General features: G+C 46.6%; 16 protein-coding genes, 2 rRNA genes and 1 pseudogene (1 of these 19 only partly in view). 1 reads left to right on the top strand and 18 read right to left on the bottom strand.

The window, feature by feature from the left end:
- Positions 1-224: 224 nt before the first annotated feature.
- The 9 genes and pseudogenes from KIK04_RS12770 to KIK04_RS12730 all read right to left on the bottom strand — a co-directional run bounded on the left by KIK04_RS12770 (position 225) and on the right by KIK04_RS12730 (position 9,067).
- A complete protein-coding gene (locus tag KIK04_RS12770) occupies positions 225-776 on the bottom strand; it encodes an NYN domain-containing protein (protein ID WP_232274090.1) in 552 nt (183 codons plus the stop codon).
- A gap of 11 nt (positions 777-787) precedes the next feature.
- Complete coding sequence (gene rlmB / locus KIK04_RS12765; protein WP_232274089.1) at positions 788-1,543, bottom strand: 23S rRNA (guanosine(2251)-2'-O)-methyltransferase RlmB; 756 nt, start codon at positions 1,541-1,543, stop codon at positions 788-790.
- A gap of 140 nt (positions 1,544-1,683) precedes the next feature.
- The gene (locus KIK04_RS12760) at positions 1,684-2,211 is read right to left on the bottom strand and encodes a Mini-ribonuclease 3 (RefSeq protein WP_232274088.1); all 528 of its coding nucleotides are present in this window, start codon (positions 2,209-2,211) and stop codon (positions 1,684-1,686) included.
- Positions 2,208-3,686: a cysteine--tRNA ligase gene (gene cysS, locus KIK04_RS12755; RefSeq protein ID WP_232274087.1), complete on the bottom strand. Its 1,479-nt coding sequence runs from the start codon at positions 3,684-3,686 to the stop codon at positions 2,208-2,210. Before cysS ends, KIK04_RS12760 begins: the two co-directional genes overlap by 4 nt.
- Before the next feature lie 233 nt (positions 3,687-3,919).
- A pseudogene (cysE, locus tag KIK04_RS12750) lies at positions 3,920-4,567 on the bottom strand (serine O-acetyltransferase); the annotation flags it as partial.
- Between the two features lie 647 nt (positions 4,568-5,214).
- Positions 5,215-6,672: a glutamate--tRNA ligase gene (gene gltX, locus KIK04_RS12745; RefSeq protein ID WP_232274086.1), complete on the bottom strand. Its 1,458-nt coding sequence runs from the start codon at positions 6,670-6,672 to the stop codon at positions 5,215-5,217.
- 53 nt (positions 6,673-6,725) lie between these two features.
- Positions 6,726-7,208 carry a 2-C-methyl-D-erythritol 2,4-cyclodiphosphate synthase gene (gene ispF / locus KIK04_RS12740; protein WP_232274085.1) on the bottom strand — a complete coding sequence of 161 codons (483 nt, stop codon included), beginning with the start codon at positions 7,206-7,208 and terminating at the stop codon, positions 6,726-6,728.
- A gap of 25 nt (positions 7,209-7,233) precedes the next feature.
- Entirely contained in the window at positions 7,234-7,932 is a 699-nt protein-coding gene (gene ispD / locus KIK04_RS12735; RefSeq protein WP_232274084.1) for a 2-C-methyl-D-erythritol 4-phosphate cytidylyltransferase, read from the bottom strand.
- Positions 7,933-7,981: 49 nt separating this feature from the next.
- A complete protein-coding gene (locus KIK04_RS12730) occupies positions 7,982-9,067 on the bottom strand; it encodes a PIN/TRAM domain-containing protein (RefSeq protein WP_232274083.1) in 1,086 nt (361 codons plus the stop codon).
- A 202-nt stretch (positions 9,068-9,269) separates the two neighbouring features.
- Between KIK04_RS12730 and KIK04_RS12725 the strand changes: the two genes are divergently transcribed.
- A complete protein-coding gene (locus KIK04_RS12725) occupies positions 9,270-9,665 on the top strand; it encodes a nucleoside triphosphate pyrophosphohydrolase family protein (protein ID WP_232274082.1) in 396 nt (131 codons plus the stop codon).
- A 235-nt stretch (positions 9,666-9,900) separates the two neighbouring features.
- Here the strand turns inward: KIK04_RS12725 and pssA are convergent, their stop codons facing one another.
- From pssA to KIK04_RS12680, 9 genes are all read right to left on the bottom strand, one after another.
- Entirely contained in the window at positions 9,901-10,623 is a 723-nt protein-coding gene (gene pssA, locus KIK04_RS12720; protein ID WP_232274081.1) for a CDP-diacylglycerol--serine O-phosphatidyltransferase, read from the bottom strand.
- Positions 10,624-10,715: 92 nt separating this feature from the next.
- Positions 10,716-11,789 carry a DNA integrity scanning diadenylate cyclase DisA gene (disA, locus tag KIK04_RS12715; protein WP_232274080.1) on the bottom strand — a complete coding sequence of 358 codons (1,074 nt, stop codon included), beginning with the start codon at positions 11,787-11,789 and terminating at the stop codon, positions 10,716-10,718.
- A 16-nt stretch (positions 11,790-11,805) separates the two neighbouring features.
- Positions 11,806-13,173: a DNA repair protein RadA gene (gene radA, locus KIK04_RS12710; protein ID WP_232274079.1), complete on the bottom strand. Its 1,368-nt coding sequence runs from the start codon at positions 13,171-13,173 to the stop codon at positions 11,806-11,808.
- A 373-nt stretch (positions 13,174-13,546) separates the two neighbouring features.
- Positions 13,547-16,036, bottom strand: a complete 2,490-nt coding sequence (gene clpC, locus KIK04_RS12705) for an ATP-dependent protease ATP-binding subunit ClpC (protein WP_232274078.1) — start codon at positions 16,034-16,036, stop codon at positions 13,547-13,549.
- A gap of 23 nt (positions 16,037-16,059) precedes the next feature.
- Positions 16,060-17,127: a protein-arginine kinase McsB gene (locus KIK04_RS12700; protein WP_232274077.1), complete on the bottom strand. Its 1,068-nt coding sequence runs from the start codon at positions 17,125-17,127 to the stop codon at positions 16,060-16,062.
- A gap of 27 nt (positions 17,128-17,154) precedes the next feature.
- Entirely contained in the window at positions 17,155-17,703 is a 549-nt protein-coding gene (locus tag KIK04_RS12695) for a protein-arginine kinase activator protein McsA (RefSeq protein WP_232274076.1), read from the bottom strand.
- A gap of 52 nt (positions 17,704-17,755) precedes the next feature.
- Positions 17,756-18,217, bottom strand: a complete 462-nt coding sequence (locus KIK04_RS12690) for a CtsR family transcriptional regulator (RefSeq protein ID WP_232274075.1) — start codon at positions 18,215-18,217, stop codon at positions 17,756-17,758.
- Between the two features lie 429 nt (positions 18,218-18,646).
- Positions 18,647-18,763 (bottom strand): 5S ribosomal RNA (gene rrf, locus KIK04_RS12685).
- 158 nt (positions 18,764-18,921) lie between these two features.
- Positions 18,922-20,547 (bottom strand): 23S ribosomal RNA (locus KIK04_RS12680) (it continues 1,308 nt past the right edge of the window).

The raw sequence follows: 20,547 nt of genomic DNA, 5'->3' as shown, positions 1-20,547 counted from the left end.
AACGCAATCCACCCGTTACATCACAAATGATAGATTCAGTATATATGAATTGGTCTAGCAGCGTCAACCGAAGGAATCCTTATTGCAGAGCGGATTTTCGGCATTTTAATCAAAAAAATTGTTGTCGAAAAAAATGAAAACGAAGGCTAAACATCTAGTTTGTGTAAATATATGACGGCATTTGTCGAAGTACCCTGTTATAAAACAGTTTAAACACAATGTAATTAGCTGTCTTTGTCGAATCGTTCTCCTCGACGCATACGCTCCATTATTTTTAATTGTTCCAGACTAAGCTTGCCCTCAATAGGGTTTTTCTTAATCGGAAATAACGTTTGTTCGCGAATACGCACTTCGACCTCTTTGCGTGCTTGTTCTATGATAATGAGTAGCTCACGTGCTGAAATACGCAGTGCCCCATGGCCAAAGGCGACATGTTGCTCGGTACTGTCAGAAGTCGCCACATAAATTTGACGGCGGCGATGTGTCAGTTCCTTAACTAAACGCTCAATACATTCATCCGCCGTCTCTTTTTCTTTTGTAAAATAAACACTCACTTTACCTTGCGAGTATTTCACTCCAAGCCCTGGCACAAGATACGCATCAAATACTACAACGACACGACGTCCAGAATAAGCTTGATAATCAGCTAGCATATGAAGCAATCGGTCACGCGCCTCTTCCAGCCCACTATCAGCCAGCTGACTTAGCTCCGGCCAAGCGCCGATCATGTTGTAGCCGTCGACCAATAACACGTCGCGCCAATCCTGCTGCTTCATTCATGTACTCCTTAACCGCGACGACGGCGTACAACCTCGTACATGAAAATGCCAGCGGCTACCGACGCATTTAATGAATTAATTTGCCCGGACATCGGCAATTTTAATAATACGTCGCATTTTTCGCGTACAAGACGCCCCATCCCTTTGTTCTCGTTACCGATGACGAGTGCGACCGGAAGATTGAATACGTCCGCATCATAAATGTCTTGCTTAGCAGACACGTCTGTGCCGACGATCCAAACTCCGCGCTCTTTTAGTTGCTCCATCGTTTGCGCCAAGTTCGTAACGCGTGCGACTGGAACATATTCTACGGCACCTGCCGATATTTTGGATACTGTTGCGGTCAAGCCTACCGCACGACGCTTCGGAATCACAACACCGTGTACGCCTGTGCAATCTGCTGAACGTAAGATCGATCCCAAATTGTGTGGGTCCTCGATTTCATCAAGCAGTAGGATAAACGGCGTCTCGCCTTTTTGTTCTGCACGTGCCAAAATATCTTCCAGCTCAACATAGGCATAGGCTGCAACTTGTGCGACAACACCTTGGTGTTGAACGCCTTCAACCATTTGGTCCAACTTACGCTTGTCAGCCGTTTGGACGATGACACCCACTTTTTTCGCTTCAGCGATAATAGGCAGCGTCAAATGTTTTTGCGCGTTGTCAGCGATCCATATTTTATTAATTGCTCTACCAGAGCGAAGCGCCTCGGTGACCGAGTGCTTTCCGGCAATGTATTCTGCTTCTTCGTGGTTCTCTTGCATACGATTATTGTCCTCCTGTTAAAACAACCTGCTTTATGCCACATTGCTGCGATAATAAATGATTTGGCTGTAGTGGTATTGTTCTATTGATGTTTGTTGTGATTAAATTTTAAGACATAGGTACCATTGTTGTCACTGCGTCATGACTCCTGATCTTCGGTAACTTGTGTAACTGCCTGATCCTGCTCCTCATCACTGTGGACAATGATATCCAGCAACTCACGTAGACGTTCATGGCGACGGCTAAAGTATAAGTAGCCAATCAACGACTCTAATGCTGTTGCTTGGCGGTACTCGCTCATATTAGCACTTCTCGGCACACTCGATTTCGTGTTGCGGCCTTGTCTCACGACGTCCGCTTCCTCTTCAGTGAGAAGCGGTGTGATCCGCATCAAAAATCGTGCTTGAGCTTTGGCTGACACATAACGTGTCGCTTCGCGATGCAAATGGTGTGGCCGATGATTCGCCTTAGAAATTAAATATTGGCGAATCGCTGTCTCATAAATGGCATCGCCCATGTAGGCGAGCACGATAGGATGCAGCAAATGTGCATCCTTCTTCGGCGCAAATGGAAAGAGCCAGTCTGCTGACTCTTCCCCTTCTTTATTGTGACTAAGTTGCAGTTGATTATCTTCCTTTTTCATTCCTGCTGCTAACGCTCCTCTCATTTCCGGCGCCAGCGCAAACCTTGTGGCGTATCCTCCAGCAAAATCCCTTGCTCGGTCAGCAAATCGCGAATCTCATCTGCACGCGCCCAATTTTTCGAATTGCGTGCATCTGTGCGCTCTTGAATCAGTCGATCCACATCGGCATCCAACAATTGCTGCTCCTGTTCACTTACAAGCCCTAGCACTTCGTTCATTGCGTCAAATGCGTCCAACAACGCCTGCAGATCTGCGGCGCTAAACGATTGTGTTGCTGTTCCTTTTTGCAAATAAACATTCGCCTCGCTCACCCAATCAAACAGCGCGGTAATCGCATCCGCTGTATTGAAATCGTCCTGCATTTTAGCATCGAACTGATCTAGGATTTCAGCCAATTTCGCTTGCAGCTCTTCGTTCGGCTCAAGGTTCAGGCTTAGGCCTAACAGCTCATCATGTTCAGCATTCGCATCCGAACGTACCGGATCGCTACTTGCTTCCAACGCGGACTGTAACGCATGCTTCACATTGGCTACCGCATTGGCAATTCGTTCAACACTTTTTTCAGCCTGCTTGAGTGCCTCTTCGCTGAAATTAAGTGGATTCCGATAATGGGAAGAAAGGATAAAGTAGCGAATCGCGTCCGGATTATACGTTTGACGCAAATCTTTAACTAACCAGCCGTTGCCCAATGACTTCGACATTTTCTCATTATCTATATTGATGAATCCGTTGTGCATCCATACATTTGCAAACGGCTTACCTGTTAATGACTCAGACTGGGCCACTTCACATTCGTGGTGCGGGAATTGCAAATCTTGTCCGCCGCCATGAATATCAAGCGTATCTCCTAAGTACTTACGCGCCATCGCAGAGCACTCAATGTGCCAGCCTGGGCGTCCTTCCCCCCAAGGGCTAGCCCATGCAATTTCGCCTGGCTTCGCGCCTTTCCAAAGGACAAAGTCTTCTGGCTGCTCTTTACGCGCATCTACTTCAATACGGATACCGAATTGAAGCTCTTCCAAGTTCTGCTGCGACAACTTGCCGTACTCAGCGAACTTCTTGGTACGGAAGTAAACGTCACCGCCCGATTCATAAGCAAAGCCACGCTCTTCCAAATCCGCGATAAAGCGGATAATCTCTTCCATGTGCTCGGTAACACGCGGGTTCATCGTTGCACGGCGAATGCCGAGCCCATCAGTATCAGCATTGAAAGCTTCAATAAACAAGTCAGCTGCTTCTGGCACCGTTATGTTCATTTCTGCTGCCTTGCGAATCAGCTTATCATCAACATCTGTAAAGTTTACGATGTAGTTAACTTCATAACCTGTCGTCTCTAAATAACGACGCACGACATCAAAGACCATCATCGGCCTTGCGTTTCCAATATGAATATAACCATAAACCGTAGGACCGCATACATACATGCTTACCTGTCCTGATTTTATAGGCTGAAACTCCTCTTTACTGCGTGTCATCGTGTTGTAAATGTGTAACGTCATGCACGCTACCTCCTCATCATTTAATAAACTTATACTTTGACTGCTACTTTATTTCTCTGCGAACTATCCTCGTCATCAGCTTCGCCACTGCTCTCACTATGCGAGAAGGAGTCTGAACGACCCGACTCTGTTCCCGCTCCATCTGTAGAACGATTCGAAGAAGAAGTAGAAGAGCTTTCCCTTATTCTTGGTAATGCTCCAACGGTCCCAGTTCCAGCACCGGTTGACTTGTTGTTTCTGTCCACCTTCATCTGTTCCATTTCAGCCTTTAGACGATCGATCTCCGTCTGCATCGAGCGAAACATATCGATCACTGGATCGGGTAGCTGTCCGTGATTCAACCTATCAATACGAATGCCATCCTGCTTCACTATTCGCCCTGGTATACCTACCACTGTACAGTGCGGAGGCACTTCACGAAGCACAACCGAATTCGCACCGATATTCGAATGTTCCCCTACTTGGAAGGAACCAAGTACTTTGGCCCCGGAAGCAATAACGACGTTGTTGCCGATAGTCGGGTGCCGCTTGCCTTTTTCCTTGCCCGTTCCCCCCAATGTCACTCCTTGATAAATCACGACGTCATCACCGATTTCACACGTTTCCCCAACAACTACACCCATGCCGTGATCTATAAACAAACGCTGTCCAATGCGTGCACCAGGATGAATTTCAATCCCTGTCATAAAGCGACTTACTTGTGAAATAAGACGCGCTGGCGCAAACCATTTTCGCTTATAGAACCAATGAGCTACACGATGAGCCCAGATCGCATGAAGTCCTGAATACGTAAAAATGACCTCTAACCGACTGCGCGCAGCCGGGTCATTGTCGAACACCGCTTGCACATCTGATTGCATTTGTTTAATGATGCGCCGCATGACCGGTTCCCCCCTAGGAACATAGTAATAATAGTGCTGCGTTAGTTGTAAGCTCTAATTCAGTAAACTGTTGTGCTTATTCTCGTTGATTAGGTCGTGTCCTGCTAAAAAGTTCTGCTGTGTAGTTCTGTTGTGTAGTTCTGTTATATAGCCCTTCTATGAAGTCCCTCTATAAAAGCGAAAAAACGCCTCCGCAGCCGTAGCTGCAGAGGCGCTGTGCGCGGTCCCACTCTGCTTGAATCACAGACCAATATACACATGCAGCTAAATGCATGCCTATACAGATGTAATCCCTCTAACGTTCGATAACGTGAACGAAACGTTATTCTCTACCCGCATGTTGACATGCGCTCAAGAACAAAGCTACCGGGCGCAGTGCGTTCGACTCGAAACGGAACGACTTTCAGCCTATGCGCAAGGGCTCTGCTACGTTCGCTACCCCGTGGTGTCACGGCGAGCAGCATCGACGTATCCTTAAGATACGGATAGCCTTACGCATCGGTCGTTCTCTCTGTGCAATTTCTCACCGTCAAACGCTCTCCCGTTTAACGCCGTTACTATATTGTATGCTTAGTATACTGAATGCGCGCAACCATTGGCAAGGCTGACAGCACAAGCAGCTATTGTCCTATAAGCTGAAAAGCAGCTTATTGCGCATGTGCACGCAAGCGTGACAACACTTTGTCTTGACCGAGCAGCACAATCGTTTCGTTCAAATCACGTCCGTGCATTTGACCAGAAACGGCTACGCGAACAGGCATAAACAAACCTTTGCCCTTCACGCCAGTTTCCTTCTGCACTTCCTTAAGTGCTGCTTTCACCATGTCAACGCTCCATGCGTCAGCCGCTTCCAGCTTCGCAAGCAATGCGCTTAACACGATTGGAGCCTGCTCTTCGTTCACAACGGCTTGCGCTTCATCGTCCAACGTCAGTTCTTCACGGAAGAACACGTCAGACAGCTCAACGATATCAGAAGCACAGTTCATTTGCTCCTGATACAGTTTCACTAATGCTTTAGCCCAATCAAGCTGATCCTCGCTCAACGTCGTTGGCAACTGACCTGCTTTTTGCAAATGCGGGATAGCCATATCCGCGACAAGCTCTAGATCGGCTTTTTTCATATACGTATTGTTAAAATGCGACAGCTTATTCGTATCGAATACAGCTGGGCTCTTTGATAGACGATTTGTATCAAAAATGCGGATAATCTCTTCACGAGAGAAGATTTCCTCTTCTCCTTCTGGCGACCAGCCCAGTAGAGCGATATAGTTGAACAAGGCTTCAGGCAAATATCCAAGCTGATCATATTGCTCGATAAACTGGATAATCGACTCATCGCGTTTGCTTAGCTTTTTGCGATTCTCGTTAACGATCAGCGTCATATGACCAAACGTTGGTGGCTGCCAATCGAGTGCTTCATAAATCATAAGCTGACGCAATGTGTTTGTAATATGGTCCTCGCCACGAAGTACGTGTGAGATGCGCATCAAATAATCATCGATAACGACCGCAAAGTTGTAAGTCGCAATGCCATCCTTTTTCACGATTACCCAATCGCCTGTCGTTTCGGACTCGAACGTAATTTCGTTCTTAACGACATCATTAAATGTATAAGAACGATTGTTCGGCACACGGAAACGAATGCTCGATTGGCGGCCTTCTGCCGCAAGCTTCGCCTGCTCTTCCGCACTCAGACCAAAGCATTTGCCCGAGTACTTCGGTGTCTCGCCTTTTTCCATTTGTGCTTCGCGCTCTGCTTCCAGCTCTTGCTCCGTACAGAAGCAGCGATAAGCCAACCCGCGATCCATCAAATCTTGTGCATGCTTCATATAAATATCAAGACGCTCTGTTTGACGATACGGGCCATACTCGCCACCCACGTCGACACTTTCATCCCATTCGATGCCGAGCCATTTCAAATATTTAAATTGGCTCTCTTCCCCGCCCTCGATATTACGCTTGATGTCTGTATCTTCAATACGAACAATAAATTTACCGCCATGATGGCGGGCAAATAAGTAATTGAATAATGCCGTACGCGCGTTGCCGATATGCAAATGTCCGGTTGGACTTGGCGCGTAGCGCACGCGAATTTCGTTACTCATAATCGTTCCCTCCCAAGTTGAAACGGCCGTGCCAGTCAGTTTCTATCGAGTTATCATACCATATCTCGAATTAAGCATACAACAGCTTGTGCCGCGATACCTTCGCCGCGTCCTGTGAAACCGAGCTGTTCCGTCGTTGTTGCTTTTACATTTACTTGCGACTGCTCTGCTTCCAATATGCGCGCAATATTCGCAACCATCGCTGGAATATGCGGTAGCATTTTAGGCTTCTGCGCAATGATCGTGCAATCAACGTTGCCTAAACGATAACCGCGTTCCTTAGCCAACGCCCACACATGCTCCATGAGCTTCACACTGTCTGCATCTTTGAATGCAGGATCCGTGTCCGGAAAATGCTTGCCGATGTCACCAAGCGCCAATGCCCCTAGCACGGCATCGCTTATCGTATGTAGCAACACATCAGCATCTGAATGACCTAGCAACCCTTTTTCATAAGGTATCGTAACGCCACCAATGATACACGGACGTCCTTCTACTAATTGATGAACGTCAAACCCTTGCCCGATTCGAATCACGCCATTCCTCTCCCCATATACCTTATTAAGATTTACGCTTGGACAAATTCCAGAGAGCCAGATCCAAATCATCCGGCGTCGTCAACTTTACGTTCGTGTAATCCCCTTCCACGACATGTACAAGTTGTCCCATACGCTCAACGAGCATCGCATCATCTGTCCCAAGCACCTGCTGCTCCTGTGCATGTTCATGCGCACGTATCACATCCGAAAGACGAAAAGCTTGTGGGGTCTGAATCGCCCACAAGCTGCGTCGGTCCGGTGTTGCTGTGATCACACCGTCTCCGTTCACTTGCTTAATCGTATCTTTAACAGGAACAGCCAACACCGCCGCTCCGTACTGCCTTGCAGCGTCGAAACACGCAATCACTTTATCCCGCTCCACAAATGGTCGTACACCGTCGTGAATAAGCACATAATCCAAGCCGCGCTGTTGAATGGCCTGTAACCCAGCATACACGGAATGCTGACGCTCTGCCCCTCCGGCAACAACATCAGTCACTTTCTGTAGACCATATTCGGCTATCCATGCAGCACAACGTGCGTGGTCCTGCGGCGCAGTAACTAAAGCAATGGCCGCACACTCCGGCATCGCCTCAAAGCGCTCCAACGTATGAACAATAACTGGCTTGTCCTCTAGCATAAGAAATTGCTTACTCTCACGCGTGCCCATACGCGTCCCTCGTCCTGCCGCGACAATAATAAGGCCGAAGCGTTGCTCCATCGCTGCCAACCCCCTGATGGTTTCCTTTTACTATCCCCATCATACCTGTTTATTGGGCTTTTTCCAACAGTTTTGGCTTTGCGAAAATCATTCTTCCTGCCGATGTTTGCAACACACTCGTCACGAGAACTTCCATCGTCATTCCGATAAAATCACGCCCGCCTTCAACGACAATCATTGTACCGTCATCCAAATAAGCCACACCTTGTCCGTGTTCCTTACCATCCTTAATGACTTGCACTACAATTTCCTCGCCTGGCAACACAACAGGTTTGACTGCATTAGCCAAATCATTAATATTTAACACTGATACACCTTGTAACTCACACACTTTATTCAAGTTAAAATCATTCGTTACGACTTTTCCTTTTAATACTTTTGCCAGTCTTACAAGCTTGCTATCTACTTCGGATATTTCTTCGAAATCCCCTTCATAAATGAGCACTTTTACTTCCAGTTCTTTTTGAATTTTGTTTAAAATGTCGAGACCTCTACGCCCCCGATTTCGCTTCAATAAATCCGAAGAATCTGCAATATGCTGCAACTCTTCCAGCACAAACTCTGGGATGACAATCGTTCCTTCAATAAATCCCGTCTTGCAAATGTCTGCAATCCGACCGTCTATGATGACACTTGTGTCTAAAATTTTGTGTTCTTCAAACCGATACTCCGACTCCTCTGCCTGATTATCGCTGCGGCGCAACGATTCGAGCCATGAACGCAGTTGATTCTGCTTCATTAAAGTCAATTGCATACCAGCTGCACCGCTTAACACGACTAACAATAACGAAAACATATGTCCAAACGTTCCAAAGTCATGAAGCAGCGGCATTAACAGTGCAGCAAAACAAAGGCCAAGTAATGTGCCGCCAATACGAGCGGCTAGTTCCATCGTAGGCATTTGAGCGATATGTTCCTTCCAACGATTACACACACGAGTGCATGGAACGAACATCGCATTAAACAAGGCAATAAAAATAAATGCTCCACCGATCGTCCAAAATAAACGTCCAAAAGCCGAACTACCGTTTATCCCAGCGAACTCTATTGTACGCGCATACCACGAAGTGTATAATTCGCTCCCGCACCACGCGCCGAGCACCCCAGAGACACCTAACATGATCCGTTTAAACACGTTCGCTCACCTCCTTACTCTATTTTCATTTCATTACAATTATGGCCCAACGAAACCGCTCCTAATCCCTCATTTCATATTTTTACCTGTTTTTCAGTTGAAAAGTGGCATTTGATAACCGTATAATATTCCTGAATAATCGAGGAGCGAACTGCGAAATAGATGAAGTTGCGCCAAAACAATGAATGGGGTGAACGGAACGATGAGCAAACCAAATTTGCAAACGCTGCAAGACCAAGTATCCGGATTGCTGCTTAGGCATCGCAGCTTATTGGATGTCTTATCAAAACACAGTCAAGCTAATGCCTCAGTAAATCGTGCTGTTACTAAAGCGATTACCGAATGCGGATGCCTTGAACTGCATGCCAAAAGACAACCATATAACTCTGAAATGGATGTCGAACAAGCAAAAGAACGATTAGAAAGTCATGTTCAAGGTCAGCTTTGCGAGCATTGCAATGAGGTTATTCGTACCGAATTAGGTAGACATTTGTTCTATATGTCCGCGCTATGCAACTCATTGAATATTCCGTTGAACGAAGTTGTGACAGAGGAATCCAGTAAATGCAGTACGCTAGGTATTTTCAACTTGTCGTAAATGAAATATAATTTTCAAAATCTGAACCTACACCGTTTATGCCTGTACGTGCGTAGAGGAACATTTATTCAAGTTCCTTTACGCCGTTCACATGTCATCCGTGCTGGGTTCGTTTTTTGTGTATAAAAAAAAGCATTTGCTCCAATGTGGGAGCAAATGCTTTCGTTGTTCGCTTATATGCTAGTCCGTACTAGGCACTACGTGGTATCACGTGCTATCCATTACCTACCCCGTATTACGAGTGTTTGGAATGGATATAGTCCTCGTCTCGATTTTTACGACGGCGGTTTAGCATTCTAACGTTTTTTTTTATGCCGAGCAGCGCGTACAAGACGAGCGGCACGAATATTAGTTTAGGCGTCTGTTCTGGCTTCCACAATGCGATTCCAACTGCCACCGCGATTACGATTGGCGTGATCCACAAAGCTTTTTTCGGAATGCCTACTTTTTTGAAATTCGGGTATTTAACTGTACTAACCATTAAGTACGACACAAGCAGCATTGCGATAATTAAGTACACCGGTGGAATGCTTTCATGGAACAGGGCTAGCGTACACACTACGCCACCTGCAGCAGGAATAGGCAAGCCGATAAAGTACCCTGGAGCGCCCTCAATAACATTGAAACGCGCTAGACGAAGCGCACCACAAATCGGGAAAATCGCTGTCACGACCCAAGCCAATGCAGGGTTCAGTTCTGTAAATGCCACTACGTACATAATAAATGCCGGCGCAACGCCGAACGAAATAACATCAGATAAAGAGTCCAACTCTTTACCGAAATCACTCTGCGCATTTAATGCACGGGCTAGACGTCCATCTAAACCGTCAAGAAGCATCGCAATAATAATCATTAGCGCAGCTAAATTGTACTTTTCCTCAAACGCTAGCATGATAGCTATAATTCCGAGAAACAAGTTACCGATGGTAAACAGGTTCGGAATGGACTTTGTAATCATAGGTTCACCTCTAAATTTACTATGCCCAACGTTCGCACATTGCTTACAAGTAGATTACACAAATGACTTCCTGTTTGCAAATGTACGTTAAATCATATCTGTCGGTCAATAAATACTTGCTCCTGAATACGTTTCAATCCTTCTTTAATCGTACGCGCTCGGACTTCGCCAATACCATCAACATCATCCAATTCCTCAATCGTAGCCATCATGACATGTGGCAAGTAACGGAATTGCTCCACCAAATTATGAATAATAACGTTTGGCAAACGCGGAATCTTACTTAACACACGATATCCTCGTGGAGAAATAGACTCGTCATGCGCCGTGCTTGTCGCTGGATAACCGAGCAGTCGAATAATATGTTGCACATCAAGCAGCTCGTCAGCTGAGCATTTTTTAAGCTGGTTCAAAATTTCACGGATTTTGTCGTCACTATCGTCGCGAGCATAATCCTTAAGCAATAGCCAAGCCTCTTCTTCTGTGTTGCTCACTAGCTCTTCCAGCTGCATACTAATTAGACGGCCTTCAGTACCTAGTTCGTTAATATATCTCTTTATCTCCATCTTAATACGTAACACCATCTCATTACGTTGCACAACATTTACAACCTCAGACAATGTCACAAGCTCTTCGAACTCTGAAGCCGTTAAATTCGTCAGTCCTTGTGTTAGAACTGCCTTGTAGCGCTCCAGCGTTTGTATCGCTTGGTTAGCCTTCGTCAATATAACGCCCATTTCTTTCAGCGCATATCTTAGACTGCCCTGATATAGCGTAATTACATTGCGTCGCTGTGAAATCGATACGACAAGTTTACCCGTTTGCTTTGCTACCCGCTCCGCAGTACGGTGACGAATTCCTGTCTCAATCGACGGTATAGACGAATCAGGAATGAGCTGCGTATTAGCATACAGAATGCGCTTAACGTCCTCACTCAATATAATAGCGCCATCCATCTTCGCCAACTCATACAAATAGCTTGGAGAGAAGTCGCAGTTGATGGAAAATCCACCGTCGACAACATCCATTACTTCTGGACTGTAGCCAACTACGAGTAGCGCTCCCGTCTTCGCTCTAAGTACGTTCTCCAGCCCGTCACGGAAAGGAGTCCCTGGTGCGACTAATTTCAGCAAATCATTCATAATATCTTGCTGACTTTCTTTCATTCTGTATCTATGCCCCCTAACCTAACGCCACTGCTAAAGCTTGCGCTACCGTATTCACGCCAACAATCTCAATATGTGCAGGCGGTTTCCAGCCTCGTAAACTGCTCTCTGGCATAATAATGCGCTTGAATCCAAGCTTCTCTGCCTCTTTAACACGTTGTTCAGCACGCGATACGGCGCGAACTTCTCCAGTCAGCCCGATTTCGCCAAATACAGCGTCGAATGGCTGAGTAGACACATCGCGGAAGCTCGACGCGATGGCGACAGCTATCGCCAAGTCAACAGCCGGCTCATCCAGCTTCATGCCACCTGCTACATTCACATAAGCATCTTGATTTTGCAGGAACATGCCCATTCGCTTCTCAAGCACAGCGATGATAAGAGCAAGCCTATGATGGTCAATTCCCGTAGCCATGCGCCTTGGAGACGGGAAATTAGTAGCCGAGACAAGTGCCTGCATTTCAACTAGCACTGGTCGCGTCCCTTCTATGCTGGCAACAACGGTAGAACCAGCTACGCCAAGCGGACGCTCTTGTAAAAACATCTCGGATGGGTTCTTTACTTCAACGAGACCGCCTTCACCCATCTCAAAAATGCCGATCTCATTCGTAGAGCCGAATCGATTTTTAACAGCGCGCAATATGCGATACGAATGGTGCCGCTCACCTTCAAAATAAAGCACGCAGTCAACCATATGCTCCAACATGCGCGGTCCAGCGATAGCGCCTTCTTTGGTCACATGTCCAACCAATACAGTAGCGATACCTTTTCCTTTGGATACGCGCATAAAAGCACTCGTACACTCACGCACTTGAGCTACGCTGCCTGGTGCAGACTCAACTGATGGCTGATAAACAGTTTGTATAGAATCAATTACGAGGAAATCGGGCTGCATAGCCTCGATGGCTTCCTCAATAAAATGCAGATTCGTCTCGCTTAGAACGAACAAACGTTCTGATAAAGCACCCAAACGATCAGCACGCAGCTTCGTCTGACGCATCGACTCCTCACCAGACACATACAGTACTTTTAAACCACTTGTTGCAAGTGCATTTGAGGTTTGCAACAGCAAAGTGGACTTACCAATACCCGGATCTCCACCTACAAGAATGAGCGAGCCAGGTACAACTCCACCGCCTAATACGCGGTTCAGTTCGCTTAACGTTGTTGATATGCGCGGTTCGCGCCCACTTTCTATGTGTATGATCGATTGTGGCTTTTCTTTCGCCGTAAACAAGGAAGATTGTACGCCCGCAGTCTTTACAATCGTTTCCCGTTCTTCAACCATCGTGTTCCATTGATTGCAGCCAGGACATTTTCCCATCCACTTCGCTGTTTCATATCCACATTCTGTGCAATTGAACTTCGTCTTTACTTTGGCCATCTCAGCCAACAACTCCTAGCTTGTCAATAATCCTTAACTTATTATATACGCGATAAACAGCTTGTCGTTTCGATCATGACCGCATTTTCGCAAGCAATGACTTGATAACCTTCACCGCATACTTATAAGTTTACCATTTTTAAGAAAGAGGATAAAGGTGTTACGCTTGGAATTATGTTTGCTAATTGTTATTTCTTATCGGTTGGACAGTAAAAAATATGAAGAGACGCGATTTTATATATGTTTCCCCGTTTTGCTAGTTCCATGATCACCTTCCCGATAGCCGCATAAAATGAAAAGGCACATCCCCTGTAATACACAAGGAATGTGCCTTTTTCTTAAATCTATGCGCAATTGGCATCAATTATAGCGATTAAGCGTTAGCTGTCTCTTCATTGCCTAGACTGCTGTCACTGTTATCATTGTTGCTACTGCTGCTACCACTGTTAATCACAATGAGTTGCCCGTCTTGCTCATCAATCGTAACTGAATCGCCTTTGCTAATTTGACCTCTTAGCAACTCTTCGGACAAGCGATCCTCGATATGCTTCTGAATAGCACGACGCAGCGGGCGTGCACCGTAAGCCGGGTCATACCCTTCCTTAGCGAGGAAGGCTTTCGCCGTATCCGTTAATTGGAAGTCCACATCTTGCTCTTTTAGGCGCTTGCGCAATTCGTCTGCCATAAGCGTAACGATTTCCGCAATGTGTTTCTTTTCGAGCGAGTGGAAGACGATAATTTCGTCAATCCGGTTCAGGAACTCTGGACGGAAGCTCTTCTTAAGTTCACCCATCACTTTGTCTTTCATGTTGTTGTAATCGCGACCGGAATCCTCTGTTGCCGTGAATCCAAGCGTAGAATTACGCTTAATCGCTTCAGCACCAACGTTAGACGTTAGGATAATAAGCGTGTTGCGGAAATCAACAACTCTGCCTTTCGAATCGGTCAAGCGTCCATCTTCCAGCACTTGCAGCAAAATGTTGAACACTTCTGGGTGCGCCTTCTCGATTTCGTCCAGCAAGACGACCGAATACGGCTTGCGGCGTACTTTTTCGGTAAGCTGGCCGCCCTCTTCATAACCAACATAGCCTGGAGGCGCTCCGACGAGACGAGCTGTCGAATGCTTCTCCATATATTCGGACATATCGATGCGGATAACTGCATTGTCATCACCGAATAAGGCTTCAGCAAGCGCACGTGCCAATTCTGTCTTACCGACACCTGTAGGGCCGAGGAAAATAAACGAACCCATTGGGCGCTTCGGATCTTTCAATCCCGCACGCGCACGACGAATCGCACGGCTAACTGCCTTAACTGCTTCATCCTGACCGATTACGCGCTCATGGAGAATCTCCTCCATTTTCAACAAGCGCTCCGTTTCTTCTTCCTTCAGCTTGAGTACCGGAATACCCGTCCAGCTTGCCACTACATGTGCAATATCTTCTGGCGTAACCTCAGAGTCCATACGCCCCTGCTTTTCTTTCCATTGGTTACGAACTGTATCCAGTTCTTCGCGCATCTTTTGCTCTGTATCACGTAAAGCAGCTGCTTTTTCAAATTCTTGGCTCTGTACAGAAGCATCCTTTTCCTTACGAATATCTTCTAAGCGAGCTTCAAGATCTTTTAAGTTAGGCGGTACTGTGTATGAGTTCAAACGCACTTTTGAGCTTGCTTCGTCAATCAAATCAATAGCCTTATCTGGCAAAAAGCGATCTGGAATATAGCGGTCCGATAATTTCACCGCAGCATCAATGGATTCATCGGTAATTTTGACCCGATGATGCGCTTCATAACGGTCACGCAGCCCTTTTAGAATAAGCACCGCTTCTTCTGGCGTAGGCTGGTCAACCGTAATCGGTTGGAATCGACGTTCCAACGCAGCGTCTTTTTCAATATATTTGCGGTATTCGTCCAACGTTGTCGCACCGATACATTGCAATTCACCACGCGCAAGCGATGGCTTCAATATATTCGAAGCGTCAATTGCACCTTCCGCTCCTCCTGCCCCGATAAGCGTATGCAGCTCATCAATGAAGAGGACGATGTTACCGGCTTGACGAATCTCGTCCATAATCTTTTTCAAGCGGTCTTCAAACTCACCGCGATACTTAGTACCTGCTACGACTGAGCCCATATCGAGCGTCATTACACGCTTATCGCGCAGCGTTTCCGGAATTTCATTATTAATAATTCGTTGTGCTAATCCTTCTGCGATAGCCGTTTTACCTACACCTGGCTCACCAATGAGTACAGGGTTGTTTTTCGTACGGCGGCTAAGCACTTGAATAACTCGTTCGATTTCTTTACTGCGTCCAATAACGGGATCCAGGTTGCCCTCTTTCGCGTATGCCGTCAAATCGCGTGCCAAGCTATCAAGTGTTGGCGTGCTCACATTTTGCGAAGAGCCATGATGGCTTGATACTGCCTCACTGCTGCCGAGCAATTGCAATACTTGTTGACGGGCTTTGTTCAAGCTAATACCTAAGTTGTTAAGGACGCGTGCCGCAACTCCCTCACCTTCACGAATAAGGCCAAGCAAAATATGCTCTGTACCTACATACGTATGGCCTAGCTTGCGAGCCTCGTCCATGGACAGTTCAATCACTTTTTTCGCTCGTGGCGTGTAAGCGATATTAGTTGGCTGTTCTTGTCCGCGACCAATCAACGACTCCACTTCGTCCTGAATCTTTTCCAAGCCTAAGCCAAGCCCAACAAGCGCTTTAGCGGCTATGCCTTCTCCTTCACGAATCAGACCGAGTAAAATATGCTCTGTCCCAATATTATTATGCCCCAATCGAACAGCTTCCTCTTGAGCTAAAGCCAACACCTTTTGCGCACGTTCTGTGAATCTACCGAACATCATTTTCTTGCACCTCCACATTAAAGTTAGGATTTTGATTTTGTTAAGGACTCCCGTATGAGACGAGCCCGATATACGTCCCGTTCATCCGCTTGTAGCGGCTTATTGAAAATGTGTTGCAAAAAACCTGGCTGCGTCATCACTAACAATTCGTTCAATATTGGAGCTGAAATATCGTGCAAAATACCAATATCAGAGCCCAATCGAATGTCGGATAAGCGCTGTGCAGCCTCTTTTGTATCCATTATAGCAGCATGTTTCAAAATACCGTATGAGCGACACACTCGATCGGTCAATCTCGTCCGATTATCTGTGAGGAGTTGCTCACGTGCTGCCTTCTCATGCTCAATAATTTGCTTCACGACGCTGTACAAGTTGTCGATAATTTCATCTTCAGATTGGCCAAGCGTAATCTGGTTCGATACTTGAAACAGATTACCTATCGCTTCGCTGCCTTCACCGTACAATCCTCTCACGGCTAATCCAACCTGCGTCACCGCTTGCAAAATACGGTTTATTTGCTGATTTAGCACTAATCCAGGCAGATGCATCATCACGGATGCACGAATACCTGTACCCACATTTGTCGGGCAACTTGTTAGATAACCACGTCTCTCATGGAAAGCGTAATCTACATGTGCCTCGAACACATCATCGATACGGTTAGCCTGTGCCCATGCTTCGCGTATTTGCAGACCAGGGTATAAACATTGTATTCGCAAATGGTCCTCTTCGTTTACCATGATGCTAACAGCTTCATTGTCGCTTAAAATGACCGCACCGTTACGAGCTTCGTTTGCCAAGTTCGGTGAAATCAAATGTTTCTCCACAAGAACTTGCTTCTCCGTTTCATTCATATCAACGAGACGAATACTTTGAAACGACCCGAGTGATATAAAACCTTGCTCATTCAAGACAGAAGACAGACGTTGCAGCACTTCTGCAGATTGCTGGTTTGTCGCTAAGAGCGGAAACGGCAATGCGCTAAGATTCCGTGCGATGCGTATACGGCTGCTGATGACGATATCGGAGTCCGGTCCGGTACCACGCATCCAGTCACTTAACGGTTGCTCCATAAAATGATAATTAGACATGTCACCATCTCCTTTCCTTGTCCTGAATTAATCCGAGCTCTCGGAAGAATGTTGTTCAATCTCTCGAATACGGTCGCGTAGCTGTGCTGCATGTTCAAACTGCTCATTCATAATGCTGTATTGTAATTGCCTCTTAAGTTCATCTAATTCACGGCGGCGTTGGATAACTCCTCCTCCACGTCGAGGAATTTTACCGATGTGCACCGTATTGCCATGCACACGCTTCAAGAGCGGATCCAAACGTTCGCCAAAAAAATTGTAACATTCATCACAACCAAAACGGCCTAGTTTGCTAAACTGTGCAAACGTAAGTCCACACCTGTCACAACGCGTGGATTGCGGTTTAGGAGGAACAGGAGGGCCTCCACCAGTCATCATTCCGCCGCCTGCGGCTAAATCGAAATCAAGCAATCCAGACAACAAATTATGAATTGAGAAGCCATTCGTTGTACCAGGAATCCATTCTCCTTTTTCCCGTGCGCACGATTCACATATGTGAAACTCTGTCTTTTGGCCATTAACGATTTTCGTAAAATGCAGCGTGGCTGGCTTTTGACCGCACTGTTGACATATCATCTCCGTTCCTCCTTCTTCATCATATAAATAATTGCAATGTTGTTAAAATTGATTACTTACTAAGTAGTGCAACGAGCATTGCTCGCATTAATCGTGCTCTTACTTCATCCCTAAGCGGGAGCTTCATCGCTAAATTATCGCGTGAAACAACAGCCCTAAGTAAGTTTGCCTCACGTCGGGAGATGACTTTCGCTTCTTCCAGCTGATAAATGAGCCCTTCTGCAGCAGATTGACCAATTCGTTCACCAATGTTATCGCATAAATGGTTCTGGATTGCTAAATGTGAAGGAAGCTCAATCCGTTGAATACGGATATACCCACCGCCACCACGTTTGCTCTCCACGACGTAACCTTTTTCCAACGAAAAACGAGTGCTAATAACATAATTAATTTGTGAAGGTACACATGAGAACTTATCCGCTAACTCATTTCGCTGAATTTCTACCGTTCCTTCTGGACTGTCAACTAGCATATGCTTCAAGTAATGCTCAATTAAGTCAGAAATATTGCGCATCTTCTCCCTCCCTTCAGCGCTTCTTATATTAGGTTTAACCCATTTTAACTGTCAAATATTCGTGTTGTTGACTTTGACTTTCTTTGACTTTAACTATATTATATGCATTTCTTCTCAATTTGCCAATACCCCTTCTTACAATAAACAGTTGTAAACTTGTACAAAGTGGTTTCTCCCGAACCATTGTCAACGAAAAAGCATTAAATTTCTACTAACTAACATACAGTATTCCGGTTAAAAGCGCATATTAAACATTTTTATCGTGATATATCTTAATATTACGTTGAAATATTATGGAATTATACTGGAGTCTTAATGATTAACGTGGTTATTAATTAATGCTATAAGTAATATACAGAGGTAATTAAGTGCGAAATACAATCTAAAATCACAAAAAAGCCCACCGACATATCGTCAGTGGGCTTTGCTGCTTGGCAACGTCCTACTCTCCCAGGACCCTGCGGTCCAAGTACCATCGGCGCTGGAGGGCTTAACGGTCGTGTTCGGTATGGGAACGCGTGGAACCCCTCCGCCATCATCACCAGACAGCTTGGCTCGTTAATACTCGCCAATATTTTGTTCAGGCCAGCACCGCCAAGTGCTGTGCGCTACCGATTCCACCAAACTTGTTGGCTTCTTCAGCATTTGCACCCTGAAAACTGATCGTGAAAGGTAAATCGTTATTTCGAATCATCTTGCTTATTTAGGATAAGCCCTCGACCTATTAGTATTCGTCAGCTCCATACATTACTGTACTTCCACCCCGAACCTATCAACCTCGTCGTCTTCAAGGGGTCTTACCAAAAGTGGGAAATCTCATCTTGAGGGGGGCTTCACGCTTAGATGCTTTCAGCGCTTATCCCTTCCATACTTGGCTACCCAGCGATGCTCTTGGCAGAACAACTGGTACACCAGCGGTATGTCCATCCCGGTCCTCTCGTACTAAGGACAGCTCCTCTCAAATTTCCTACGCCCGCGACAGATAGGGACCGAACTGTCTCACGACGTTCTGAACCCAGCTCGCGTACCGCTTTAATGGGCGAACAGCCCAACCCTTGGGACCTACTTCAGCCCCAGGATGCGATGAGCCGACATCGAGGTGCCAAACCTCCCCGTCGATGTGGACTCTTGGGGGAGATAAGCCTGTTATCCCCAGGGTAGCTTTTATCCGTTGAGCGATGGCCCTTCCATGCGGTACCACCGGATCACTAAGCCCGACTTTCGTCCCTGCTCGACTTGTAGGTCTCGCAGTCAAGCTCCCTTATGCCTTTGCACTCTTCGAATGATTTCCAACCATTCTGAGGGAACCTTGGGGCGCCTCCGTTACTCTTTAGGAGGCGACCGCCCCAGTCAAACTACCCACCTGACACTGTCCCCGAACCGGGTAACGGTCCTAGGTTAGAACTCCGATACGAACAGGGTGGTATCCCAACGGTGCCTCCACCTAAGCTGGCGCTCAGGTTTCTAAGGCTCCCACCTATCCTGTACAGTCCGTACCAAAGTCCAATATCAAGCTGTAGTAAAGCTCCATGGGGTCTTTCCGTCTTGTCGCGGGTAACCTGCATCTTCACAGGTATTAAAATTTCACCGGATCTCTCGTTGAGACAGCGCCCAATTCGTTACGCCATTCGTGCGGGTCAGAATTTACCTGACAAGGAATTTCGCTACCTTAGGACCGTTATAGTTACGGCCGCCGTTTACTGGGGCTTCGGTTCATAGCTTCGCCTTGCGGCTAACCACTCCCCTTAACCTTCCAGCACCGGGCAGGCGTCAGCCCGTATACTTCGCCTTGCGGCTTCGCACAGACCTGTGTTTTTGCTAAACAGTCGATTGGGCCTATTCACTGCGGCCCCCTCGGGCTATTAACCCTACCGAGGCACCCCTTCTCCCTAAGTTACGGGGTCATTTTGCCGAGTTCCTTAACGAGAGTTCTTCCGCGCGCCTTAGAATTCTCTTCTCGCCTACCTGTGTCGGTTTGCGGTACGGGCACCTTCTCCCTGGCTAGAGGCTTTTCTCGGCAGCATGAAATCAAGACCTTCGGTACTATAAATTTCCCTCCCCATCACAGCCCAGCCTTAATGATGTGCGGATTTGCCTACACATCGGCCTCACTGCTTGGACGAACTATTCCATCAGTTCGCGTCCCTATCCTTCTGCGTCACCCCATTGCTCATAACGGTTCACGGTGGTACAGGAATTTCAACCTGTTGTCCTTCGACTACGCCTTTCGGCCTCGCCTTAGGTCCCGACTTACCCTGGGCGGACGAGCCTTCCCCAGGAACCCTTAGGCTTTCGGCGGACATGATTCTCACATGTCTTTTCGTTACTCA

Origin of the sequence: Paenibacillus sp. 481, from assembly GCF_021223605.1 — a bacterium.
In the GTDB taxonomy this organism is placed as follows: domain Bacteria; phylum Bacillota; class Bacilli; order Paenibacillales; family Paenibacillaceae; genus Paenibacillus_B.
This window is presented reverse-complemented; position numbering and strand designations above follow the sequence as displayed.